General features: G+C 72.1%; 23 protein-coding genes. 12 read left to right on the top strand and 11 right to left on the bottom strand.

Going from position 1 to position 22066, the window contains the following annotated elements; translation table 11 throughout:
- Nucleotides 1–161: 161 nt before the first annotated feature.
- From OG488_RS16495 to OG488_RS16485, 3 genes are all read right to left on the bottom strand, one after another.
- Nucleotides 162–1784: an alpha/beta hydrolase gene (locus OG488_RS16495; protein ID WP_329230025.1), complete on the bottom strand. Its 1623-nt coding sequence runs from the start codon at nt 1782–1784 to the stop codon at nt 162–164.
- A 386-nt stretch (nt 1785–2170) separates the two neighbouring features.
- Entirely contained in the window at nt 2171–2929 is a 759-nt protein-coding gene (locus OG488_RS16490; protein ID WP_329230023.1) for an SDR family NAD(P)-dependent oxidoreductase, read from the bottom strand.
- 62 nt (nt 2930–2991) lie between these two features.
- Entirely contained in the window at nt 2992–3327 is a 336-nt protein-coding gene (locus OG488_RS16485) for a YnfA family protein (protein WP_329230022.1), read from the bottom strand.
- A 176-nt stretch (nt 3328–3503) separates the two neighbouring features.
- Between OG488_RS16485 and OG488_RS16480 the strand changes: the two genes are divergently transcribed.
- Nucleotides 3504–4004 carry a hypothetical protein gene (locus OG488_RS16480; protein ID WP_329230020.1) on the top strand — a complete coding sequence of 167 codons (501 nt, stop codon included), beginning with the start codon at nt 3504–3506 and terminating at the stop codon, nt 4002–4004.
- 35 nt (nt 4005–4039) lie between these two features.
- Here the strand turns inward: OG488_RS16480 and OG488_RS16475 are convergent, their stop codons facing one another.
- The gene (locus OG488_RS16475) at nt 4040–5506 is read right to left on the bottom strand and encodes an FAD-dependent oxidoreductase (RefSeq protein ID WP_329230019.1); all 1467 of its coding nucleotides are present in this window, start codon (nt 5504–5506) and stop codon (nt 4040–4042) included.
- 106 nt (nt 5507–5612) lie between these two features.
- On the opposite strand from OG488_RS16475, the gene OG488_RS16470 reads away from it, so the two are divergent.
- Nucleotides 5613–6191 carry a TetR/AcrR family transcriptional regulator gene (locus OG488_RS16470; protein WP_329230017.1) on the top strand — a complete coding sequence of 193 codons (579 nt, stop codon included), beginning with the start codon at nt 5613–5615 and terminating at the stop codon, nt 6189–6191.
- A 99-nt stretch (nt 6192–6290) separates the two neighbouring features.
- Here OG488_RS16470 and OG488_RS16465 read toward each other — a convergent pair whose 3' ends face one another.
- Nucleotides 6291–7040: a Mut7-C RNAse domain-containing protein gene (locus OG488_RS16465; RefSeq protein ID WP_329230016.1), complete on the bottom strand. Its 750-nt coding sequence runs from the start codon at nt 7038–7040 to the stop codon at nt 6291–6293.
- Between the two features lie 58 nt (nt 7041–7098).
- Nucleotides 7099–7935 carry a helix-turn-helix domain-containing protein gene (locus OG488_RS16460; RefSeq protein ID WP_329230014.1) on the bottom strand — a complete coding sequence of 279 codons (837 nt, stop codon included), beginning with the start codon at nt 7933–7935 and terminating at the stop codon, nt 7099–7101.
- A gap of 82 nt (nt 7936–8017) precedes the next feature.
- On the opposite strand from OG488_RS16460, the gene OG488_RS16455 reads away from it, so the two are divergent.
- Nucleotides 8018–8590 carry a TIGR03086 family metal-binding protein gene (locus tag OG488_RS16455; protein ID WP_329230012.1) on the top strand — a complete coding sequence of 191 codons (573 nt, stop codon included), beginning with the start codon at nt 8018–8020 and terminating at the stop codon, nt 8588–8590.
- A gap of 355 nt (nt 8591–8945) precedes the next feature.
- On the opposite strand, the gene OG488_RS16450 is transcribed toward OG488_RS16455, so the two are convergent.
- Nucleotides 8946–9365, bottom strand: coding sequence for a MerR family transcriptional regulator (locus OG488_RS16450; protein WP_329230010.1), 420 nt, complete (start codon nt 9363–9365; stop codon nt 8946–8948).
- Between the two features lie 326 nt (nt 9366–9691).
- Here OG488_RS16450 and OG488_RS16445 point away from each other — a divergent pair, with 326 nt between their 5' ends.
- From OG488_RS16445 to OG488_RS16430, 4 genes are all read left to right on the top strand, one after another.
- Entirely contained in the window at nt 9692–11194 is a 1503-nt protein-coding gene (locus OG488_RS16445) for a SulP family inorganic anion transporter (protein ID WP_329230009.1), read from the top strand.
- 404 nt (nt 11195–11598) lie between these two features.
- Entirely contained in the window at nt 11599–13284 is a 1686-nt protein-coding gene (locus OG488_RS16440; protein WP_329230007.1) for a PP2C family protein-serine/threonine phosphatase, read from the top strand.
- Complete coding sequence (locus OG488_RS16435) at nt 13281–14411, top strand: cobalamin B12-binding domain-containing protein (protein WP_329230005.1); 1131 nt, start codon at nt 13281–13283, stop codon at nt 14409–14411. The genes OG488_RS16440 and OG488_RS16435 overlap by 4 nt, the downstream gene beginning before the upstream one ends.
- On the top strand, nt 14371–14793 hold the full coding sequence (locus OG488_RS16430) for an STAS domain-containing protein (RefSeq protein ID WP_329230003.1): 423 nt from the start codon (nt 14371–14373) through the stop codon (nt 14791–14793). The genes OG488_RS16435 and OG488_RS16430 overlap by 41 nt, the downstream gene beginning before the upstream one ends.
- Before the next feature lie 25 nt (nt 14794–14818).
- On the opposite strand, the gene OG488_RS16425 is transcribed toward OG488_RS16430, so the two are convergent.
- The 4 genes from OG488_RS16425 to OG488_RS16410 form a co-directional block, all read right to left on the bottom strand.
- Nucleotides 14819–15190: an STAS domain-containing protein gene (locus OG488_RS16425; RefSeq protein WP_329230001.1), complete on the bottom strand. Its 372-nt coding sequence runs from the start codon at nt 15188–15190 to the stop codon at nt 14819–14821.
- 114 nt (nt 15191–15304) lie between these two features.
- The gene (locus OG488_RS16420) at nt 15305–15676 is read right to left on the bottom strand and encodes an ATP-binding protein (protein WP_329230000.1); all 372 of its coding nucleotides are present in this window, start codon (nt 15674–15676) and stop codon (nt 15305–15307) included.
- A gap of 197 nt (nt 15677–15873) precedes the next feature.
- Entirely contained in the window at nt 15874–16224 is a 351-nt protein-coding gene (locus OG488_RS16415; RefSeq protein ID WP_329229999.1) for an STAS domain-containing protein, read from the bottom strand.
- 62 nt (nt 16225–16286) lie between these two features.
- Nucleotides 16287–16895 (bottom strand): hypothetical protein, encoded by a 609-nt coding sequence (locus OG488_RS16410; protein ID WP_329229997.1) that lies wholly within the window; start codon nt 16893–16895, stop codon nt 16287–16289.
- Nucleotides 16896–17187: 292 nt separating this feature from the next.
- Between OG488_RS16410 and hemL the strand changes: the two genes are divergently transcribed.
- The 5 genes from hemL to OG488_RS16385 all read left to right on the top strand — a co-directional run bounded on the left by hemL (nt 17188) and on the right by OG488_RS16385 (nt 22065).
- A complete protein-coding gene (gene hemL, locus OG488_RS16405; RefSeq protein WP_329229995.1) occupies nt 17188–18495 on the top strand; it encodes a glutamate-1-semialdehyde 2,1-aminomutase in 1308 nt (435 codons plus the stop codon).
- Nucleotides 18492–19181 carry a histidine phosphatase family protein gene (locus OG488_RS16400; protein ID WP_329229993.1) on the top strand — a complete coding sequence of 230 codons (690 nt, stop codon included), beginning with the start codon at nt 18492–18494 and terminating at the stop codon, nt 19179–19181. The genes hemL and OG488_RS16400 overlap by 4 nt, the downstream gene beginning before the upstream one ends.
- Before the next feature lie 184 nt (nt 19182–19365).
- Nucleotides 19366–20622 (top strand): hypothetical protein, encoded by a 1257-nt coding sequence (locus tag OG488_RS16395; RefSeq protein WP_329229992.1) that lies wholly within the window; start codon nt 19366–19368, stop codon nt 20620–20622.
- A 67-nt stretch (nt 20623–20689) separates the two neighbouring features.
- Nucleotides 20690–21295 carry a TlpA family protein disulfide reductase gene (locus OG488_RS16390; RefSeq protein ID WP_329229989.1) on the top strand — a complete coding sequence of 202 codons (606 nt, stop codon included), beginning with the start codon at nt 20690–20692 and terminating at the stop codon, nt 21293–21295.
- On the top strand, nt 21292–22065 hold the full coding sequence (locus tag OG488_RS16385) for a cytochrome c biogenesis CcdA family protein (protein ID WP_329229987.1): 774 nt from the start codon (nt 21292–21294) through the stop codon (nt 22063–22065). Before OG488_RS16390 ends, OG488_RS16385 begins: the two co-directional genes overlap by 4 nt.
- The last annotated feature ends 1 nt before the right edge of the window (nt 22066 follow it).

The raw sequence follows: 22066 nt of genomic DNA, 5'->3' as shown, positions 1-22066 counted from the left end.
GCCGCCTCCCGGGGCTGAGGGCCGCTCCGGCGGTCATGGCCCGCCGCCCGGGGCTGGGGCCCGCCACCTCATGGGAGCGGCAGGCGCCGGACCGATCGCGGTCCGGCGCCTGCCGGTGTCCACCCCGTCTCCGCTCCGTGCCGCGGTGGACGGACGTGGGGTCAGGAGACGACGGCAGCCATGCCGCCACCGCCGGTGGCGACCCCGCCGCTGGGCTCGGGCGCGGAGAAGGGCGGCGTGTCCTGTCGGCAGGTCGTGCCGACCGGGGGGAGCGTGCCGTCGACGAAGTAGCGGCTCTCGTACTCCTGGACGCAGGTGCTCGGGTTCAGCAGTGCGGTGTGTCCGTATCCCTCGTTGGTGAGCAGGCGGGCGTCGGCGAGCTCCTCGACCATGGCCCGCGAGTTCGGGTATGCGGTGGACGGGTCGTAGGCGGTGCCGACCACCAGGACCGGGTTGGCGGTCCGTCTGTCCCACGGGCCGGTGTAGCGATCGGGGGAGGTGGGCCAGGCGGTGCACCCCGCGGTCGCCCAGGTCCAGAAGCGCCCGGCGTCGCCCGCGCGGGCGGCCGAGGCCTCTTCCAGGGCGGGGTAGGCACCGGCGTCACGCGGATTGGGGCTGTCGCCGCAGAGCACGGCCGCCGCCTGCTCCTCGCCCAGGTAGGGGCTCGGATCGGGGACCGGCGGTGCGGGCGGGAAGGGTGCGGGTTCCGGTGCGCGGCCCTGCCACAGCTCCTGCAGCCGGCCGGCGAGGTCGGCCCATCCGCTGACCAGGTAGAGGCTGTTCACCGTGTCGGCGACGGTACGGGCATACGTCCACGTGTCCACGGGCTCCTTCCGCAGCCGCTCGGTCAGCCGGTCGAACTTGTCCCGGGTCGCCTCCGGGGTACCGGCGGAGAAGGCGCAGCGGGCGGTGGTGGTGGAACCGCACAGGTCGAGGAACGTGTCCAGGGTCGCTGCCGCGCTGCGGTCCGATCCGACGCGCAGGAACGTCGTGAGACGGGCGTCGTCGGACGCGTCGTTCGTCCAGGCCCCCGGGCCGATGTTGCTGTCGAGGGTCATGGCGCGGACCTTGCCGGGGAAGAGATTGGCATAGGTGGCGCCCAGGATCGTGCCGTAGGAGATTCCGTAGTAGGTGAGCTGTGGATCGCCCACGGACCGGCGGAGCTGGTCGAGGTCGCGAGCGGTGTCGGCGGTCGACACGTGGCTCAGGAGCTCGGGGTCGCGCTGTCTGCAGCGCCGGACGAGGTCCTCGTACGCCGCGATGAACGTCGCCCGCTCCTTCTCGCCCACCGGGAAGCCGGCCGGTTTGCCCGCGGCCCAGTCGGCGGCCGCCTCGGGGTTCTCGAAGCAGTTCACCGCGGTGCTGCTGCCGATGCCGCGGGGGTCCCAGCTGACGATGTCGAACCGCTCCCGCACCTCGCGCGGGAAGGACTCGTAGTTCTGCGGCATCTGAACCGTCCCCGGGCCACCGGGGCCCCCGGGGTTGAAGAAGAGGGTGCCGACGCGGCGTCCGGGGCCGGTGGCCTTCCGCTTGACGACCGCCAGCTCGATGGAGCGGCCGCCCGGGTTCCCGTAGTCGAGTGGCACCTCGGCGGTCGCGCAGTCGTACGGGCTGTCCTGGACGCAGGGACTCCAGTGCAGCTGTGGGGCCGGGACCGAGGGCGCACCGCCGGCCACGGCGCCGTCCTGCCCGGTCACTGCCGTCGAGCAGATCATGACGGCGGCGACGACCGCGGCGTGACGTCGGCGGCTCGCTATGAATCCGCGCAGGGGGTGTGGGGGCATGCTCCGGCCTCTCTTGGCGACTGTGCGCCCGAGACCTCCGACGACCCGACCTGGACCTCTGGACCTCGGCACGCATCCGTGTCCACCCCACAGCGGTCCGGTAGCGGGCGCGAGGCAACAGCGGCCGAATGGCCGACGTGCGGTGCCAGGCGGAGCGCGCGGTCCCGACACCGGTCCGTGCGGGGCGACTTCGGCCCCGGACACGGCCACGCACGGGAGCCCCGGGCCCTTGGTGGCGGTTTCTGGGGATCCGGGGCTCGCACGAGCCGTCGGCGGGCGGCAGGCGACCGTCAGCAGGAGACAGTCAGCAGGTGGCCGGGCCGCCGGGCAGCCGGGCAGTCGTCAGCGGGCAGCCGGGCAGCCGGGCAGTCGTCAGCTGCCTGCCGTCACAGCGTGCGGTGGACCTTGGTGTTGGAGGCCTGGGCGCGGGGGCGGACGACCAGGAGGTCGATGTTGACGTGGCTGGGGCGGGTGACGGCCCAGGTGATCGTCTCGGCCACGTCGTCGGCGGTGAGAGGCGCGTCGACCCCCGCGTAGACCTTGGCGGCCTTCTCGGAGTCGCCGCGGAATCGGGTGGTGGCGAACTCCTCGGTCTTGACCATGCCGGGCGCGACCTCGATCACACGGACCGGGGTGCCGACGATCTCCAGCCGGAGGGTCTCCGCGAGCACGTGCTCGCCGTGCTTCGCGGCGACGTATCCGCCACCGCCCTCGTACGTGGAGAAGCCGGCCGTCGAGGAGAGGATCACGACCGTGCCGTCCCCGCTCGCGGTGAGGGCGGGGAGCAGGGCCTGGGTGACATTGAGCGTGCCGATGACATTGGTCTCGTACATCTGGCGCCAGTCGGCGGGGTCGCCCGTGGCGACGGGGTCGGCGCCCAGCGCGCCGCCCGCGTTGTTGACGAGGACGGCCAGGGACCGGAACGCGGTGGCGAACTCGTCGACGGCCGCACGGTCGGTGACGTCCAGGGCGTACGCCGTCGCCTGGTGACCCGCTTCGGTGAGCTCGGCGGCCAGGTCCTCTATCCGGTCCTTGCGGCGTGCGGTGAGCACCACGCGGTATCCGGCGGCGGCCAGCTGCCTGGCGGTCGCGGCGCCGATGCCGCTGCTCGCGCCGGTGATGACGGCGATGGGGGTGGCGGCCATGCGAACTCCTCGGGCAGCTGATCGGTACGGGGCCAGGATAGGCGGGCGGTCCGGGCCCGGGTTCAGTGGTCGCGGGGGGCGTACATGATCAACGCCATGCCGGCCAGGCAGACCAGCGCGCCGGTCACGTCCCACCGGTCCGGGCGGTAGCCGTCGGCCACCATCCCCCAGGCGATCGACCCGGCGACGAACACCCCGCCGTAGGCCGCGAGGATGCGGCCGAAGTCCCCGTCCGACTGGAGCGTGGCCACGAATCCGTAGGCGCCGAGGGCGATGACACCCGCGCCGATCCAGATCCAGCCCCGGTGCTCACGGACGCCCTGCCAGACGAGCCACGCGCCCCCGATCTCGAAGAGCGCGGCGACCACGAAGAGGGCGACGGAACGGGCGACGAGCATGGGGCCAGCGTGTCATGCGGGGCGGGACGCGGGCGCCGGGGACGGGCGGGCGGGGGCGCCGTCGGCAGTGGGCCGTGCGAGTGGGGGAATCGTGGCGAACCGGTCATCACATAGGGATAATTGGGTGCTATCGGTATCTTCTGCGCATGCGAGTGACGTGTGGAGCAGTGCTGAGGGTGCCTGTCGTGACGGCGCTGATGACGGTCGTGGTCCTGGGCCCGGGGCTGTCCGCCGTGGCCGAGCCGGCACCGCGGGGGATCGCACCGGAGGAGAGCGCGCCGCGGGGGATCGCGCCGGAGGCGGACGTGTCCCACCACGGGCGTGTCTCGCTCGCGGAGGAGCGGATCGGGATCCAGCTGCGGACCGGGAACCGGGGGCCGTCGGCGCTCGCCGACGCCACCGTGCGTCTGCGCTTCTCCGCGCCGCTGGCGACCTGGCAGCGGCTGCCCGAGGGCTGTATGCGCGGCGGCACCAGCACGGTCCTGTGCGAGACCGGTCCGCTGCGCGTGGCCGGGGACGCCCGGCGCACGGCCCTCGGCCTGCGCCTCGCGGGCCGGCCGGCCGAGGTGGTGGTCCGGGTGGACACCGTCTGGAACGGCGGCGCGAGCGACCGGAACCGGCGGAACGACACGCATGAGGTGCTGGCCCTCTCCACGGGTGACGCATACGTCTTCTGAGGTGGTCCCGGGCGGTGCCGGCCCCGGTCGGGCGGTCAGCCGCCGAGGGCCTGCCGCAGCGCGGCCGGGTCGGCGTGCTCGCCCGCCCAGGCGATGTAGCCGTCGGGGCGTATGAGCAGGGTGGTCGTGCGGTCGCCCGTCCAGTGTGCGTGGACGAGCGGTGCCGGCCCGGTGAAGCCGGGGGTGTCCGGCGGTGTGACCAGGACGAAGGCGCCCTCACGCAGGAGCTCCAGGAGGCGGCCTTCCGCGAGTCGCAGGTCGGGGGCGCGGGTGCCCGTGAGCCGGTGGCTGCCCCTCGGTGCGGGGTACGAGATCCCCACCCCGGAGATCCTTCCGATGACCTTGTCCGAGGCCGGACGGACGAGGGACAACGCGTGGGTGACGACCGTCCTGGCGAGCCGCTGCGACGGTGTCCTGGCCATGGCCAGGCGGATGAGGGTGCCGCTGGCACGCAGGACCTGGGAGCCGACCGGATGCCTCTCGGCGTGGTAGCTGTCGAGCAGCGCTTCCGGGTCGGCCGCGTGTCCGCGCAGGACGGCGGCGAGCTTCCAGGAGAGGTTCGCCGCGTCCTGGAGGCCGGTGTTCATGCCCTGGCCGCCCGCCGGGGAGTGGACATGGGCGGCGTCCCCGGCGAGGAAGACACGGCCGGTGCGGTAGGCGGGCACCTGGCGTTCGTCGCTGTGGAAGCGCGAGATCCAGCGGGCGTCGTGCATGCCGTGGTCCGTACCGAGCGCGGTACGGGCGATCTCGCGCAACTCGTCGAGCTCGACCGGGTCGCCGTCCCCGGCCTGATGGGTGCGGTTCCAGCCCATGACGCGGTACCAGCCGTCGCCGAAGGGGGCGATGAAGGCGAAGGCGTCCCCCGCGCCGTTGACCGTGAGGAGCGCGGAGGGCTTCTCGGTGAGCCGGACGTCGGCCAGGACGATGGACTTGATCACGGACCGGCCGGGGAAGGGCAGTCCGAGTGCCTCACGGACGGAGCTGCGCACCCCGTCCGTCCCCACGAGGTACCGGGCCTCGACGGTGGACACGGCCCCTTCGGCGTCGCGTATCGAGGCGGTGACCGTGCCGCCGTCGGCGGACTGGCTCAGGCCGGTCAGCTCGGCCCCGTACCGGATGTCCACGCCGGCTTCGAGCGCGCGGTCCCTCAGCAGGTGCTCGACCTCGTACTGCGGGGTGATGAGGAGGAGCGGAAAGCGGCTCCGCAGCCGGGTCAGGTCGAGCGAGAGCCGCCCGAAGAGGCGCATCCGGGTGAGCGGGGTGCCGGTCTCGATCAGGGCGTCGGCGAGGCCCCGGGTGTCGAGCATCTCCAGGGTCCGCGCGTGCACGGCGAAGGCCCGGGTGAGGCTGCCCGCCTCGTGCGGGCGGCGCTCGACGAGGGTGACCGACAGGCCCTGGGCGGCGAGGTCGCCCGCCAGGAGCAGGCCGGTGGGGCCCGCGCCCACGACGACGACATCGGTGGTGGCGGAGTAGCTGGTTCCGGTGCTGGACGTGCCGGTCATGACGGCCTCCGAGTGGCAAATGCCAACGCTTGTTGGTCAACGCTTGTTGGCAACGGTAGGCGGGCGCCTCTGGCTTGTCAACGGTTGTTGGCCTACACTTGTTGGCATGACAGCGCGCGCCGCCTCCTCCGCCCCCCGCCGCTCGGACGCCACCAGGGCGGCGATCCTCGAAGCCGCCCGTGAGCGGTTCGCCGCCGACGGGTACGAGCGCGCCACCATCAGGGCCATCGCCCGTGACGCCCGGATCGACCCGTCCATGGTCATGCGTTACTACGGCTCCAAGGAGGGGCTGTTCGCCGCCGCCTCCGCGTTCGATCTGCGGCTTCCCGCCCTGGGGGCGCTCCCCGGCAAGCACGTCGGCGCGGTGCTCGTCGGGCATTTCCTGGACCGCTGGGAGCAGGACGACGTGCTGACGGGCCTGCTCAAGGTCGGCGTCACCAACGAGGCGGGGGCCGACCGGATGCGGGCCGTCTTCGCCGAGCAGCTCGGGCCGATCACTGCCGGCGTCTGCCCCGATCCCGCCGACGCCCCCCGCCGTGCGGCGCTCGTGGCGTCGCAGATCCTGGGTATGGCGCTCGCGCGGTACGTCCTGCGGTTCGAGCCCGCCGTCACGATGTCCCGGGAGGAGGTCGTCGGCTGGCTCGCGCCCACCGTCCAGCGCTATCTGACGGCCGAACAGCCCTGAGGGCGGGCGGCAGCCGCCCCTCGCCGGACCGCCGGCGCCCAACCTCTGCGGAACCGCCGGCGTCCAACGTCTGCGGAACCGACGGCGGCCCGCGTCTTCTCAGGCGGTCGGCGTCCGGCTCCCCGCCCCGCCGAATTCACGTACCGCTTCGGCCACGACGGCTTCCAGGCGGGCGTGGTGGGCGCCCCGCCAGTACACCCGGCCGCAGGTGGTGCACTGGGCGAACACGTCGTAGGACGCCTGCGTGCCCTGCTCCAGGCGGTCGCTCACGGATTCCTTGTCCGCCTCCGTGAGCTGCCCGTTGCAGGCGGTGCAGCGGGTCCACGGTGCGAGTGCGGGGGCGAAGCGGCCCAGGATGTCGCGGAGCTGCTCCTCGGGCCGGTCGCTGTAGACGTACGCCCCCGCCCAGATCTCCCTGCGTCGGAGCAGCCCCCGGTCCCGGGAGAGCATGACGCGCCGCTGCTCCGCCGAGAGCGTGGCCAGCGCGGGGTCGCCGATGTCCTCGCTCTCGTACGCGGCGTCCACACCCAGGAGCCGCAACCGCCGTGCGAGCGTGCCCAGATGGACGTCGAGCAGGAAGCGCAGCGGGGCCCCCGGGACCTGCTGGGGGCGTCGCACCGCCCGCACCTCGACCACTTCGCCCGCGCCGGGGATGTGGGACACGGGCACGGGACGGCCGTCGACGAGGAGCTGTCCGGCCTCGGTGAGCGGGACGCCGAGCGACTCCACGACGTGTCCGAGGGTCGATGAGCCGTCCGTGGTGACGGCCGTGCGTCCCCGGCGGCGGTCGTGGGCGACGAAGAGCCGCAGTTCCGGGGCTACTTCGAGGCTGATCTCGGGTCCGTTCACCTGGTCAGGATGCCATTGTGCGGGGCGCGGCGGCGAGAGGTTTCCGCCCGGCGTGGGGTCAGCGCTGCGTGAAGGCGGCAGGGGGGACGCCCACCGTCGCCGTGAAGTCCCTGACCAGGTGCGCCTGATCGCTGTAGCCGAGATCGGCGGCGAGCTCCGCCCAGTCGGGGTCCGGGTCCGTCCCGGCGCGTTGCAGGGCCTCGTGGATGCGGTGGCGGAGGATGACCCACTTGGGCCCCACCCCCACGTAGGCGGAGAACAGGCGCTGCAGCGAGCGCACGGACATGCCTCCCGCACGGGCGAGGGCGTCCACGCGCAGCAGTGAGCGGTCCGTGCGCACGAGCTCGGCGAGCGCCGTCGCGAGCTCCGCCTGCGGGTCCGGCGGGGGCACGAGCGGGAGCAGGTACGAGTCCAGTGCCGCGACCCGGGCGTCCTCGTCGGCCGGGCCGAGCACGGACCGCGCGGTCCCCGAGGCCGGAGGGCCGTCCGTGGGGGCGGCCAGAGCCTCGTCGGCGGGGACCCGGCGCCCGGTCCATTCCGACACGGGCCGGCCAGGGGCGAACGGCCGGAAGGCGCCCGGCCGGAACTTCACGCCGCACACCCGTCCCCGGCCCTCCAGCCGCTGGCTGAACAGGCCCTGCACGACGCCGTAGACCTCGGCGAAGCCGGCCCGCTCCGCCTCGCTGCCGGAATCCGTGCGCTGGAAGACCAGATGGACGCTCGGGTGCGGCACCACCTGCGAGATGTAGGGCTCCGCGAGGTCCCAGTCGATCAGCCAGTAGTGCTCCAGATGTGTCCGGAGAGCGGGGGCGGGGTCGCGGAGGCGGAAACGGACGTGGGTGAACAGGTCGGAGGCGTCGACGATGCCCCGTGTCTCGCGTCCTGGTCCGGCCATGGTCGGATCCTAGGGCGGGCGGCCGGGTGCGCTGTCGTGTTTCTTCAAGACGTCGCGCCCGGCCGGAGGCATCGTCGGAGACATGAAGACGATCAGCGAACTCCTCGAGAAAGCCGCCGCGCGGGCGGTCCCCGTCGTACGGGGCATCGACGACGCCCAGTTGTCCGGGCCCACGCCGTGCAGCGACTACGACGTCCGGGCCCTGCTGAACCATCTCTTCGTCGTGATCGAGAACTTCCAGGCACTCGCGGTCAAGGGATCGACCGACTTCAGCCGGACGGATGATGTCGTCACGGGGGACTGGCGCGGCCGGTTCGGCGACGTGTCGGCGCTGTTGGCGAAGGCGTGGGCCGAGCCGGGGGCGGAGGAAGGAACGCCGGGACGCATGGGGATCCCGGCCAGAACGGTCGGGCTCATGGTGCTGGGGGACATGACCGTGCACGCCTGGGACCTGGCCCGGGCGACGGGCCAGGACTTCGAGCCCGACGCCTCCGTGGTGGCGGAACTGGAGCCCGGTCTGGAGGCGATGGCCCCGCAGGCGCGGGAGATGAAGGTGTTCGGTGAGCCGTTCCCCGTATCGCCCGGGGCTACGGCCTTCGAGCGGGCGCTGGCCGTGACGGGCCGCGATCCGGGCTGGAGTCCGGTGCGCCGCTGACGGCCGGGTGGGGGGTCGCCGGGTCGGCGTAGAGCCTGCCGAGGGCCGTGCACGCGCTGTCGACGACGGCCTCCGCCAGGATCACCGCCTCGCGTGCGGCGAGGCGGGACGCCCGCCGGGTGAAGGGCGGTGGCGGGTTCCGCCGCCGGCGTCGGCAGTCGCAGACGGCGTACAACCCGCTCGCCACGACCACGGCCGGAACGGTCAGGGTCAGCAGCAGGTCATCCATGCCGGGGCTTCAATGAATGGCCGAAGAATCATCTCGGCGGCCGGTGCGTCCCGCACCCGGGCGCGATGCATCCCCCGGGCCCCGGAGCACACAACCGGAGCACACCCCCGAGGAGCAGCTCCGGAGTCAGGCCTCCGGCGATCCGCCCCGTTCCAGGCGCGTGCGCAGGGTCAGGGCGAACTCCTCGGCCCGCGCCAGCTGGACCCGCACCTTGGCGACCTGCTCGGACGCGGCCCGCTCGTACGTGCGGACCCGCTCCAGGAGTTCGTCGCGCTCGTCCGTCGACAGCTCCGTGCCCGCGTCGAGGCGGTCGACCGCCTCCAGCAGGTCCCGCATCTCGTCCAGGGTGAAGCCCAGGGGCTTCATCCGGCGGATGACCATCAGCCGGGCCACGTCCGCCTCGGTGTACAGCCGGAACCCGCCGCGGGAGCGGGCGGAGGGGGCCACGAGCCCGGTCTCCTCGTAGTGCCGGATGGTGCGCAGCGACAGCTCGGTGCGCGCGGCGACCTCGCCGATCTGCATGTGCTCGCTGCTCACGGTGGACATGCGACCTCTCGACTCACGCCGTGACCAGGGGCGGACGGCGTTCCCGTCTCTACCCTAACGTTAGGGTAGAGTTGCCCGTCGCCAGTATGCCGGGACCGATGACGCCTCCGGCGCACCGCGGTGCCGGCGGACTCGGTCACCCGGCGCGACCTGCTCCCCGGTGGAGCGCGCGCCTCGCCGCCGCCCACCACCCCGGTGACAGTCGTGCGCTGTCCCCCATGCCTCCGTCCGCCGACGCGGACGATCCGCGGGACGCCGCCAGGCCTCCGCCCCCCGCACGCCCCGGTCCGCCGGGCCTGCCCGAGCAACGTCAGGTCACGCTTCCCTTGTCCACATCCGTACTGTCCCGGGCCGGCCTGCCGCGCGGCTTCCGCCCGTCCTGGCTGTCCCCGAAGGTCTTCCGCACGGAGGCCCTGGCGGGTCTCGTCGTGGGGCTGGCGCTGATCCCCGAGGCGATCTCGTTCTCGATCATCGCCGGGGTCGACCCGGCGGTCGGCCTCTTCGCCGCCTTCACGATGGCCGTCGTCATCTCCGTCGTCGGCGGCAGGCCCGCGATGATCTCCGCCGCGACGGGCGCGGTCGCCCTCGTCATCGCCCCGCTCAACCGGGAGCACGGCTTCGGCTACCTGATCGCGGGAGTCATCCTGGGCGGGGTCTTCCAGGTCGTCCTCGGCGCGCTCGGCGTCGCCAGGCTGATGCGGTTCGTGCCCCGCAGCGTGATGGTCGGCTTCGTCAACGCCCTGGCGATCCTGGTCTTCCTGGGCCAGGTCCCCGAACTGAGCGACGTCCCCTGGCCCGTGTACCCGCTGGTCATCGGCGGCCTGGCCCTGATGGTGCTCTTCCCGAGGATCACCCGGGCGGTCCCCGCCCCGCTGGTCTCCATCGTCATCCTGACCGCGATCACCGTGGCCGCGGGCATCGCCGTACCGACCGTCGGCGACAAGGGCGAACTGCCCTCGTCCCTGCCGGTGCCCGGCCTGCCGGACGTGCCCTTCACGCTGGACACCCTGACCACCGTCGCGCCGTACGCGCTGGCCATGGCGCTGGTCGGCCTGATGGAGTCGCTGATGACGGCCAAGCTGGTCGACGAGATCACCGACACCCACTCCAGCAAGACCCGTGAGTCGGTCGGCCAGGGCATCGCCAACATCGTGACCGGCTTCCTGGGAGGCATGGGCGGCTGCGCCATGATCGGCCAGACCATGATCAACGTGAAGGTCTCCGGCGCCCGCACCCGGTTGTCCACGTTCCTCGCGGGTGTCTTCCTGATGGTGCTGTGCATCGCGTTCGGGCCGCTCGTCTCCCGGATCCCCATGGCGGCCCTCGTCGCGGTCATGGTCATGGTGTGCTTCGCCACCTTCGACTGGCACTCCGTCGCCCCGAGGACCCTGAAGCGGATGCCCGCCGGGGAGATCGTCGTGATGATCGTCACGGTGGTCTGTGTCGTGCTGACCGAGAACCTCGCCGTCGGCGTCGTCGTCGGATCGGTCACGGCCATGGTCATCTTCGCCCGCCGGGTCGCCCACCTCGCCGACGTCACGTCCGTCGTCGACCGGGACGGCGGCCGGGTCGTCTACTCCGTCTTCGGAGAGCTCTTCTTCGCGTCGTCCAACGACCTCGTCGGCCGGTTCGACTACGCCGGCGATCCGGAGGAGGTGGTCATCGACCTGTCCGCCGCGCACATCTGGGACGCGTCGGCGGTGGCCACCCTGGACGCCGTCACCACGAAGTACGAACAGCGCGGGAAGAGCGTCGAGATCACGGGTCTCAACGAGCGGAGCGCCGACCTCCACGGCTCCCTCAGCGGCCGGCTCACCGGCGGCGGCTGAGACGCCCGGAGTGATGACCGACACAGGGGCCGGTGTCGGCGGCACCTGTGTCGAAAGCCCTCCCGAAGGCGCCTCCCGGGCATCGCGGACGGGTCTCGCCGGGGACGACGCGCCGGGCGGCAGATGACCGGCTCGGCCGCCGACGGGCCCGCCGGAGCACCGGTCCACCGGGTCCGCCGGTGCGGCGGGAGGCGCCGGCCGGCACCTGTCCGGGCAGTTCGCGCGAGGTGTGTGCTTCTCGTGAAGGCGGGCAGGAGGGATGGTGCGCAAGGTGCTCCAGGTCGTCCCCCGCACGAGGGGGGTGGGTTGCCAAGCGCTCCTCGGCTGGGCAATGGTTGCCGAAGGGAAAGCAAGTTTCGTCCAGTTGGAAGGTGGTGCGACTCGCCGCAGGCGGGTCCCCCCTCATGGCACCTCTGAAGGAACACATCGCGACGAGATCTGAGCAGCAGTCACCGTCCGACCTGTGGGGCACGGCCCCGTACGCCGCCGTCGTCGTCGACAGGGCCGGAACAGTCATCGACCTCAACCCGGCAGCCGCCTCTCTCCTCGACGGCGCGGCCCGGGGCATCGCCCTCTCGGAGGCGGCGCCGTCCTGGCTGACGGACGCCCACCGGGAGACGGCGGTCCCCACCGGCCGCACCGCCGGAGACGACCCGGCCCCGGCGCCGCCCCGCCCCGCCTACCGCGGCAGGATCGGTGCGCGGAGCTTCGAGGCACATCCGGCCCCGGACCCTGACGGCGACGTGGTGTGGTGGCTGGTCGACGACACCGGCCGGCAGCTCGTCGAGGAGGAACTGGCCACGGAGCGGGAGCGCACCGCCTTCCTGGCCGAGGCGTCGAACGTCCTGCTGGCATCGCTGAACACCGACCGCTGCATGCAGGTCACCGCCCAACTCGCTTCCCAGCACCTCGCCGAGGCCGCCGTGGTCATCGTTCCCGCCGCCGGGCGGAAGCTGCCCATGGCGTACGCGGTCGGAGGCGGGACCGCGGAACGCGGCACGGTGACGGCGGACCCCGCCGAGGTCCCCGGCCTGAGCGAGGCCTTGCAGGGCTTCCCGCCCGTTCCCTCCCGCTGGATAGACCCGGCGGCACTGCCCGGCTGGCTCATCCCGGAGGACTTCTCCGGCACCGTCGGGTCGGCCGCCGTCACCCCGCTGCCGGGTCACGGGGTCCCGGCGGGCGTCCTGGTCCTGCTGCGCGGCACGGGTGCCACCGAGTTCAACGAGAGCGAAGAGATCTTCGCCCGGCTGTTCGCCGCGCGGGCCGGCGCCGCCCTGTCCGCCGCCCGGCTGTACGCCGAGCAGAGCGACATCACGCGCACCCTGATGCGGGATCTGCTGCCGCCCCGGCTGAACCGGGTGAACGGAGTCGAGTTCGCCGGCGGCTACCAGCCCTCCGCCGCGCGCGACCGGGTGGGCGGCGACTTCTACGACGTACACCCCGGCAGCACACCCGACGACGCGTCCCTGGCCGTCCTCGGCGACGTGTGCGGAAAGGGTCTGGACGCGGCCGTACTCACCGGCAAGATCCGCAACACGCTGCAGGCCCTGACGCCGATGGCGGGCGACCACGAACAGATGCTGCGCCTGCTCAACGGGGCGCTCCTCAACTCGCACCACACCCGCTTCGCGACCCTCGTGCTGGCTTCGGTCCGGCGCGAGGAGAACCGGGTGCGCCTGCGCCTCACGTCGGCGGGCCACCCCGCCCCCCTGGTGATCCGCAACGACGGCCGCGTCGAGGAGATCGAGACCCGGGGAACCCTCGTCGGGGCGCTGCCCCACATCGAGGCCCGCACCGTGGAGACCTACCTCCGTCCGGGCGAGACGTGTCTGCTCTACACCGACGGCGTGACCGAGGCGCGCGGCGGCCCCCTCGGCGACGAACTCTTCGGCGAGGAGCGGCTGAAGCGGGCCATGGGGGAGTGCGGGGGCATGCCGGGCACCGCCGTGGTCGAGCACGTCCAGATGCTCGCGTCCCAGTGGCTGCACGACGGCAGGCACGACGACATGGCGCTCGTCGCGATCACCGCCCCGCCGACCACCCACCTGAGCGCGGTGGACGGCCACACCCGGGGCAGGTACACGGCATGAGTACGCACACACATGCCGCGCCAGGAGTGCGCGGCCTTCAGGACCGGTTGTGGGCCGCGGTCACCGACCGGGACGAACACGCGGCCGCCTCGGTGGTCTTCGCCGCCCTGGACGACGGGACCGACGCGGAGACCGTCCTGCTCGACGTCATCGCCCCGGTGCAGGCACGGGTCGGCACCGAGTGGGCGGCCAACCGGATCGGCGTGGCGCAGGAGCACGCGGCCAGCGCCATCGCCGAGAGGATCGTCGCCGCCCTCGCCCACCACCCGGCCGTGCGCACCACGCCGAGGCTGGGCCGGGTCACCGTGGCCTGTGTGGACCAGGAATGGCACGTGCTGCCGGCCCGTCTGCTGGCCGAGGTCCTGACGCTGCGCGGATGGCAGGTCGACTTCCTCGGGGCCCAGGTGCCCACGCCGCACCTCATCGGGCACCTGCACGACCACGGTGCGGACGTGGTCGCACTGTCCTCCTCGATCCCCACCCGGCTGCCCACCGCGCACGCAGCGATCACCGCCTGCCAGGCCGTGGGCGTGCCCGTGCTGGCCGGCGGAGCGGCGTTCGGGCCCGACGGACGGCACGCGCGCCGGCTGGGCGCCGACGCCTGGGAGCCCGACGCACGCTCCGCGGCACGCCGTATCGCGGACGGCATCCCGGTGCCGGTGCCGCCCCCCGGCAGGCAGCAGATCGACGATCTGCCGCACCTCGGCGACCAGGAGTACACCCTCGTCGTGCGCAGCAGGCCGCAGCTCGTGCGGGAGGTGCTGGCCCAGCTGGAGAGCCGCTTCCCCGCGGCGGCTGCCTACACGGAACAGCAACGCGAGCACACGGCGCAGGACATCGCCCACATCGTCGACCATCTGGGCGTCGCCCTCTACATGGACGACGACGAGCTCTTCACCGGCTTCCTGGAGTGGACCGCGGGCATCCTCGAGGCCCGGCGGGTCCCGGCCCTGTCCTTGAGGCCGGTCCTCGACGTCCTGGGGACGGAGCTCAAGGACTTCCCCCGATCCACCCGGCTGCTCGGCCAGGCGCGCACCGTCCTGGACGCCTTCCTGGCAACCGCCGGCCACAACCACGGAGCCTCGGATGACCGAACTTCCCTGTCCGCCCTTCACCCTGGCAGTTGAGGCCGGTCCGGGCGCCGTACGTCTGTGTCTCGCCGGTGACCTGGACTACGACAGCACCGAGGAGCTCGTGGAGCGCGCCCAGGCCTGCCTCGTGGCCGACCCCGGCCTGCGCGACCTCTTCCTGGACTGCTCCGGGCTCCGGCTGTGCGACTCGACGGGCGTCTCCGGTCTGCTGCTGATCCACCGCGGCACGACGTCGCGCGGTGTGGCGCTGCACCTGGAGAACGCGCCGGCCTTCCTCCGCAGGATCCTGGACGTCACCGGGACCCGCCGGCTCTTCGTCCTCGACGGGGGCGGGGGCCAGGCCGAACAGGCGGAGGAGGACCCGCCGCCCGCCGACGCCAGGTACCAGGCCGTCCCGCCGCCCGCCCCCTCCGGCTGACACGACTGCCGGGCCGGCGTCCCGGTCAGGACGCGATCGGCGGCGCGCCGAGGGCCGCGTCGAGCGACGGATAGCTGCGGAGCACCTGGTCGACCCCCGCGGTCCGCAGGAGCCGCTCCAGGGCCGGCCCCGGTGCGGCGATGCGCAGGTCCGTCCGCTGGTGCACCTCGATGAGGAGACTCAGGAACGAGGAGTCCGCGAAGGTGACGGCGGACGTGTCCAGCACGACGACCGGGTGCCCGGCCACGGCCTGCCACACGGCGATGAAGAGGGGATCGATGCTGTCCGAGTCGAGATCGCCCTGGGCCCGGACGACCCAGTGACCGCCGATCTCTCCTTCGGCCGCCACCACGGGCGGGCCGGCCGGCGCGGAGTTGTCGAGAGGCTCGCTGACCATGCGGGGATTATGCCAACTGTCCACGCCCGGCCGCACGGACGCCTCTGCCCCGGAAGGGGTTCACGGGCGGGCGGTCCGGCCGCGCGGACGGGCGCCCCGTGGACGACGTGCCGTTCAGGAGAGGGCGACCAGCGCGACGATGTGCTTGCCCCCGGGGAAGTACGTGACGGAGACCCGCGTCGCCAGCCGCCGCACCAGCAGCCAACCGTAGCCGCCGACGGAGGCGACCCCGGGGTCGCGCTTCTCGGTGACCGGCGCCCGCGTGCTGGCGTCGGCGACGGTGAGGAGGAGGCCGTCGTCGGTGATCTCCGCGGCGAATCCGGTGAGTCCGCCGCCGTGCCTGACCGCGTTGGTCACGAGCTCCGAGGTCACCAGCAGGGCGTCGGCCACCACGACATCGGCCGGGCCTTCGCCGCCCAGCGCACAGAACTGCGTCTCCAGGAGCCGGGTGACGACGTCACGCGCGGCCGCCGCGTTCCGCGGCACTCCGGGCGGAGGCGCGGTGCCCGCCGGCCTTTCCCGGGCGGCCGGGAGAACGGCCTCCCCCGGCCCATCGGCCGGATCGGTACCGTTCCGCAGTGCTTCTCGTTCCCCGTCCATTACCTTCTGCGCCTGCCCGACGGGGCTCAGGTCACACTCCCCGGAAGGGGGGCCGATCGCCGGGGGGTGTGGCCCGGGGCCGGTCAGCATGCCAGCGCCGCGTCCACCGTGTCGGCGAACGTGAAGGCGTCGAGCGTGCCCGAGACCTCGAAGAGCCGCCGTACGCCCGCCCCGAGCGGTCCGGCCAGGACCAGCCGCACCCCGGCCTCGTCGTGGCGGCGCTGGGCGTTCAGCAGGGCGTGCAGCCCGGTCGAGTCGGCGAACTCCAGCCGGGACAGATCGGCCACGGTCAGCCGCCCGCCGCGCCCGGCGGCCTCCTCCAGGGCCCCGGCCAGTCCCGGGTCCGACCATCCGTCCAGGCTTCCCCGGACACGGACCAGGACGACACCGTCGTCCGCGGCCTCCACGACCACACGCAGTTCATCCGCCGTCATGCGTCATATGTTCCTACACCGGGGGGAGCCGGAGGAAGCGGCACCCTTCCTCGGTCCCCGGGTCAGGGCCACACCAGGCAGTACGCCTGGTGTCCGGCGTCGTGCAGCCGGTGGGAGAAGTCCTGCCACTCGTGGAGCAGCTGGTAGACGTTGAAGGCGTCGCGGGGGCCTCCGCGGTCCGGGACCGTGGACCAGATGAAGGCCGCGGCGCCGACCGATTCCTCGCCGACGTCCCGCAGGGGGTCGACCACGGTCATCGGCAGCTTGACCACCGCGTAGTCGGGATGGAGCACGACCAGCTCCAGCGGGGGGACCTTGTGCAGGGGTATGCCCTGTATGCCGGTGAGGACCATGGCCGCCACCGTCTCGGGCTTGATCTTGCTGAACATGCCGCCCATGCCCAGCTCGTCGCCGCCCAGCTCCTCGGGACGCATGGAGATGGGCACACGTGCGGCGGTGGCCCCGTCAGGGGCACCGAAGTATTTGTAGGTCACCCCCACCCGTCCACTGCTCCTGCTCCCCGAACTGTCGACGCCGCCCGCCTGGGCGTCCCGTACGCCCTCGGCCCGAGCGTCCCGTACGCGCTCGGCCTCGCGCCGGTGCCGCCCTCGCCGGGCAGGCTCGGGCCCCAGGTCGTCGGTCCCTTCGCCCACTCCGCCACCGCGATGCATATCTCATCCACCCGACTACTTCTTAGGAGACACAGCCCCGCCGCGCAACCCGATCATCATCAGTGACCTCCCCCACGGGCGTGCGGTGAAACACCTGTCCGCAAGACCGTCGACGCCTCTGACACCATGGCATGTGTGAGCTTTCCCTATGACGACTCAGTTTCGCAGACGCGAGGAGACTGACGCCCTTTCGTTGTACGAGCCTCATACGGGGAGAGCGCGCTCCCTGCTCACCGGCTGCCGGGAATTCCGGCCAGGCCCCCCGAATCCCGAATCGCAGATCAGGACCAAAGTGGCGTATTCATACGAAGCCCCAGTTTCACAGACGCTTTTCGACCGCGCGTCCCTCGTGACGCCCGGCGGCGTGAACTCCCCCGTGCGTGCCTTCCGGGCCGTGGGCGGTACGCCCCGGTTCATGGTGTCCGGTACGGGTCCGTACCTCACCGACGCCGACGGCCGTGAGTACGTCGACCTCGTGTGTTCGTGGGGGCCGATGATCCTCGGCCACGCGCACCCCGAGGTCATCGCGGCCGTCCAGGACGCGGTGGCCCGGGGTACCTCCTTCGGTACGCCCGGTGAGGGCGAGGTCGCGCTCGCCGAGGAGATCGTGGCCCGGATCGAGCCCGTGGAGCAGGTGCGGCTCGTGTCCTCGGGTACCGAGGCGACCATGTCCGCGATCCGGCTCGCCCGCGGATTCACCGGGCGCGCCAAGGTCGTGAAGTTCGCCGGGTGCTACCACGGCCACGTCGACGCGCTGCTGGCCGCGGCCGGCTCCGGGGTCGCCACCTTCGGCCTGCCCGACACGCCCGGCGTGACCGGTGCCCAGGCGGGCGACACGATCGTGCTGCCGTACAACGACCTGGAGGCCGTGCGCGCCGCCTTCGCCGCGCAGCCGGGTGAGATCGCCTGTGTGATCACCGAGGCCTCGCCGGGCAACATGGGCGTCGTGCCGCCGCTGGACGGCTTCAACGCCGGGCTGAAGGAGATCTGCGCGGCCGACGGCGCGCTGTACATCTCCGACGAGGTGATGACCGGCTTCCGTACGTCGAAGGCCGGCTGGTACGGCGTCGACGGGGTGCGGCCCGACCTGATGACGTTCGGCAAGGTGATGGGCGGCGGCTTCCCGGCCGCGGCCTTCGGCGGCCGTGCCGACGTGATGGCCCACCTGGCCCCCGCCGGCCCCGTCTACCAGGCCGGCACCCTCTCCGGGAACCCGGTCGCCACCGCGGCGGGCCTCGCCCAGCTGCGGCTGCTCGACGACGCGGCCTACGCGAAGGTCGACGCGGTCTCCGCGGAGCTGCGCTCCCTGGTCGGCGAGGCGTTCACCAAGGCGGGCGTGGCCCACACGGTGTCGGCGGCGAGCAACATGTTCTCCGTCTTCTTCACCGACGAGCCCGTCCGGAACTACGAGGACGCGAAGAAGCAGGAAGCTTTCCGCTTCACCGCGTTCTTCCACTCGATGCTGGAGCAGGGTGTGTATCTGCCGCCGTCCGCCTTCGAGTCCTGGTTCGTCTCCACCGCCCACGACGCGCGGGCCCTCGAGCGGGTCGCCGCCGCGCTGCCCGCCGCCGCCCGCGCCGCATCGGAGGCCACCGCATGAGCGAGCACACGGACAAGGACATCACCGTCGTCCACCTGATGCGCCACGGTGAGGTGCACAACCCCGACGGCGTGCTCTACGGGCGCCGGGCCGGCTACAGCCTCTCGGACCTCGGCCGCCGGATGGCCGACCGGGTCGCGGAGCACCTGGAGAAGCGCGACATCACCCATGTCGTCGCCTCCCCGCTGGAGCGCGCCCAGGAGACGGCCACGCCGATCGCGAAGTCGCACAGCGTGGAACTGGCCACCGACGGGCGCCTCATCGAGGCCGCCAACGTCTTCGAGGGCAAGACCTTCGGGGTCGGCGACGGCGCGCTGCGCAAGCCCGAGAACTGGAAGCACCTCACCAACCCCTTCAAGCCGTCCTGGGGCGAGCCGTACATCGAGCAGGTCGTCCGGATGATGGGCGCCCTCGACGCGGCGCGTGACGCCGCCCGTGGGCACGAGGCGGTCTGCGTCAGCCACCAGCTGCCGATCTGGATCGTGCGGAGCTTCGTGGAGCGGCGCAGGCTGTGGCACGACCCGCGCAAGCGGCAGTGCACCCTGGCCTCGCTGACGAGCTTCACCTACCAGGGCGACACGATCGTCTCCGTCGGGTACACGGAGCCGGCCCGGGACCTGGTGCCTGCGCATCTGCTCGCGGGTGCGAAGCCGGTCAAGGGGAAGTCCAAGGCGTTCGGGGCGTAGCCGCCCGTACGCCGCGCGGCGAGCCCCGCACGCCGCCGCCCTGTATGCCATGTGCAGCACCTGTAAGGGTCTGTTCACGTGACAACTTTTATGATTATCGGCGGAACCGTCGTGTTGCTTTCCTCATCTAAGCCATCGCCAGTTTGTATGGCCTTGAGGTAATACGACCGCAGATGGGGACGCTATGCGTGAAATCAAGCGAAGGGGCCTGCTCGGGGCCGGACTCGGAGCCGCAGCCGCACTGTCGATGACGGGCTGCGGCTCCCTCGGTTCTTCCGGCGACGGCCCGCACGATCCCGAGAAGGGCCCCAAGGGCGGTAAAGGAACCCACGGGAATGGCGGAGGCCCTCCCGGAAAACAGGTCAGGCTGATCGGTGACGGCTCCACCTCTGACACCGGAAAGCAGCCGAATCAGCCCACCGCCCCCGTCCCCCTCGAAGCCGGCCAGACGCCCCCGCAGTTCGTGATCTTTTCCTGGGACGGGGCGGGGGAGGTCGGCAACGGGCTCTTCCCGCGCTTTCTCGAACTGGCCAGGGAACACGACGCGGCGATGACCTTCTTCCTCTCCGGGCTCTATGTGCTGCCCGAGTCGAAGAAGTCCCTCTACCGCCCGCCCAACAACCCCCGGGGCGCCTCCGACATCGGCTATCTCACCGACGACCACGTCAGGCAGACCCTGAAGTACGTCCGTGACGCATGGCTCGACGGGCACGAGATCGGAACCCACTTCAACGGGCATTTCTGCGGTGGCTCCGGATCGGTCGGCGACTGGACGCCCGCACAATGGCAGAGTGAGATCGACCAGGCGATCTCGTTCGTCACCGAATGGCGGACGAACACCGGCTGGACGGACGTCGACCCGCTCCCGTTCGACTACCGCAAGGAACTGGTCGGGGCCCGCACGCCCTGCCTGCTCGGCCAGGACAACCTCCTCCCCACCGCGAAGCAGCTGGGCTGGCGCTACGACGCGAGCTCGCCCGGCGGCACCCAGATGTGGCCCGAGAAGCGCCAGGGCGTCTGGGACCTTCCGCTCCAGGGCATTCCGTTCCCCGGCCACACCTTCGAAGTCCTCTCCATGGACTACAACATCCTCGCCAACCAGTCGAAGAATTCGACCAACGGCATGCCCTCGCGCTATCCGGGGTGGCGCACCCAGGCCACCCAGGCGTACATCGCCGGATTCGACCGCGCCTACGAGACGAATCGCGCGCCCTTCTACATCGGCAACCACTTCGAGGAGTGGAACGGCGGTATCTACATGGACGCCGTGGAGGACGCGCTGAAACACATCGCGGGGAAGCCGGATGTGCGCCTCGTCTCCTTCCGGCAGTTCGCCGACTGGCTCGACGTACAGGATCCCGCGGTGCTCGCGAAGCTCCGTACGCTCCAGGTCGGGCAGTCGCCCGACGGCGGCTGGAACGCCTTCTTTAAACAGTCCTGACAAGGGGCTTTACGGGCACGGAGGGGGGTGGGCAAGATCCCCGGAACTGCCATGCGAAACTTTTCACATGAGCTCTGGCCGCGCACTCCGACGCCGCTTCACCCTGCTGGCCGCCACCGTTGCGGCCGGCGCGCTCACCCTGTCCGCGTGCAGTGGTGACGGCACCAGGGCGGGCGGCGGCGGCAACACGAACTTCGTGACCGGCAGCGGTGGCGTCTCCACCGTCGCCAAGGGCGAACGCACCGAAGCGCCGAAGCTCGACGGCACCACGCTGGACGGCAAGGCCCTCGACGTCGCCGACTACAAGGGCAAGGTCGTCGTCCTCAACTTCTGGGGATCGTGGTGCGGCCCCTGCCGCGCCGAGGCCAAGCACTTCGAGAAGGTGGCGAAGGCGACCGCGGACCAGGGCGTCCAGTTCGTCGGGGTCAACACCCGGGACCCCCAGAAGTCCCTCGCGGCCAGCTTCGAGGAGGACTTCGGGATCACCTACCCGAGCCTCTACGACCCGACCGGGAAGCTGCTCCTGCGCTTCCCGAAGGGCACGCTGAACCCGCAGGCCATCCCGTCGACCGTGGTCGTCGACCGGGAGGGGAAGCTCGCCGCCCGCTCGCTCGCCGCCCTCGACGCCACCAAGCTGCGCGAGATGATCGACCCGCTGGTCGCCGAGAAGTGACCCCGGTGCTCGAGCTGGCCGCGGTCGCCGGCGGAAACGCGACGGTCGCCGACGGCGCCCTCATAGTGGCGCTGCCCATCGCGCTGCTCGGCGGTCTCGTCTCCTTCTTCTCGCCGTGCGTCCTGCCGCTGGTGCCCGGCTACCTCAGCTACGTCACCGGGGTCAGCGGCGCGGACCTCGCCGAGCGGCGACGGGGCAGGACCGTCGCCGGTGCCTCGCTCTTCGTCCTCGGCTTCACCGTCGTGTTCGTGTCCGGGGGTGCGCTCTTCGGCTTCTTCGGCCAGACGCTCCAGGGGTACAGCGGGACGCTCTCCAAGGTCCTCGGCGTGCTGATGATCCTCATGGGGATCTTCTTCATGGGGCTCATGCCCTGGATGACGCAGCGCGAGTTCCGCATCCACAGGAGGCCGGTGACCGGCCTGACGGGCGCACCACTGCTCGGCGCCCTCTTCGGGATCGGCTGGACCCCGTGCCTCGGCCCGACGCTGGCCTCCGTCAACGCCCTCGCGTTCGACCAGGCGACCGCGGGACGCGGGGCCGTCCTGTCCGTCGCGTACTGTCTCGGGCTCGGTGTCCCCTTCGTCCTGGCGGCGCTCGCCTTCCGCCGGGCACTCGGCGCGTTCGGCTGGGTCAAGCGCCACTACGCCTGGGTGATGCGGATCGGCGGCGGCATGATGATCGTGACCGGGCTGCTCCTGCTGACGGGCGCCTGGGACGCGCTCATCCAGGAGACGCAGAGCTGGTCCAACGGCTTCACTGTAGGGATCTGAG

Origin of the sequence: Streptomyces sp. NBC_01460, from assembly GCF_036227405.1 — a bacterium.
Classification (GTDB): Bacteria; Actinomycetota; Actinomycetes; order Streptomycetales; family Streptomycetaceae; genus Streptomyces.
This window is presented reverse-complemented; position numbering and strand designations above follow the sequence as displayed.

Excerpts from the sequence above, each read along its gene's own strand:
- OG488_RS16450 (WP_329230010.1), bottom strand. The coding sequence starts at position 9,365 with ATGTCCACCGTGAGCAGCGAGCACATGCAGATCGGCGAGGTCGCCGCG.
- OG488_RS16395 (WP_329229992.1), top strand. The coding sequence starts at position 19,366 with ATGCGTGAAATCAAGCGAAGGGGCCTGCTCGGGGCCGGACTCGGAGCC.
- OG488_RS16415 (WP_329229999.1), bottom strand. The coding sequence starts at position 16,224 with ATGACGGCGGATGAACTGCGTGTGGTCGTGGAGGCCGCGGACGACGGT.
- OG488_RS16455 (WP_329230012.1), top strand. The coding sequence starts at position 8,018 with ATGAAGACGATCAGCGAACTCCTCGAGAAAGCCGCCGCGCGGGCGGTC.
- OG488_RS16400 (WP_329229993.1), top strand. The coding sequence starts at position 18,492 with ATGAGCGAGCACACGGACAAGGACATCACCGTCGTCCACCTGATGCGC.
- OG488_RS16490 (WP_329230023.1), bottom strand. The coding sequence starts at position 2,929 with ATGGCCGCCACCCCCATCGCCGTCATCACCGGCGCGAGCAGCGGCATC.
- OG488_RS16440 (WP_329230007.1), top strand. The coding sequence starts at position 11,599 with ATGGCACCTCTGAAGGAACACATCGCGACGAGATCTGAGCAGCAGTCA.
- OG488_RS16470 (WP_329230017.1), top strand. The coding sequence starts at position 5,613 with ATGACAGCGCGCGCCGCCTCCTCCGCCCCCCGCCGCTCGGACGCCACC.
- OG488_RS16475 (WP_329230019.1), bottom strand. The coding sequence starts at position 5,506 with ATGACCGGCACGTCCAGCACCGGAACCAGCTACTCCGCCACCACCGAT.
- OG488_RS16425 (WP_329230001.1), bottom strand. The coding sequence starts at position 15,190 with ATGGTCAGCGAGCCTCTCGACAACTCCGCGCCGGCCGGCCCGCCCGTG.
- OG488_RS16485 (WP_329230022.1), bottom strand. The coding sequence starts at position 3,327 with ATGCTCGTCGCCCGTTCCGTCGCCCTCTTCGTGGTCGCCGCGCTCTTC.
- OG488_RS16495 (WP_329230025.1), bottom strand. The coding sequence starts at position 1,784 with ATGCCCCCACACCCCCTGCGCGGATTCATAGCGAGCCGCCGACGTCAC.
- OG488_RS16390 (WP_329229989.1), top strand. The coding sequence starts at position 20,690 with ATGAGCTCTGGCCGCGCACTCCGACGCCGCTTCACCCTGCTGGCCGCC.
- OG488_RS16460 (WP_329230014.1), bottom strand. The coding sequence starts at position 7,935 with ATGGCCGGACCAGGACGCGAGACACGGGGCATCGTCGACGCCTCCGAC.
- OG488_RS16410 (WP_329229997.1), bottom strand. The coding sequence starts at position 16,895 with ATGCATCGCGGTGGCGGAGTGGGCGAAGGGACCGACGACCTGGGGCCC.
- OG488_RS16430 (WP_329230003.1), top strand. The coding sequence starts at position 14,371 with ATGACCGAACTTCCCTGTCCGCCCTTCACCCTGGCAGTTGAGGCCGGT.
- OG488_RS16435 (WP_329230005.1), top strand. The coding sequence starts at position 13,281 with ATGAGTACGCACACACATGCCGCGCCAGGAGTGCGCGGCCTTCAGGAC.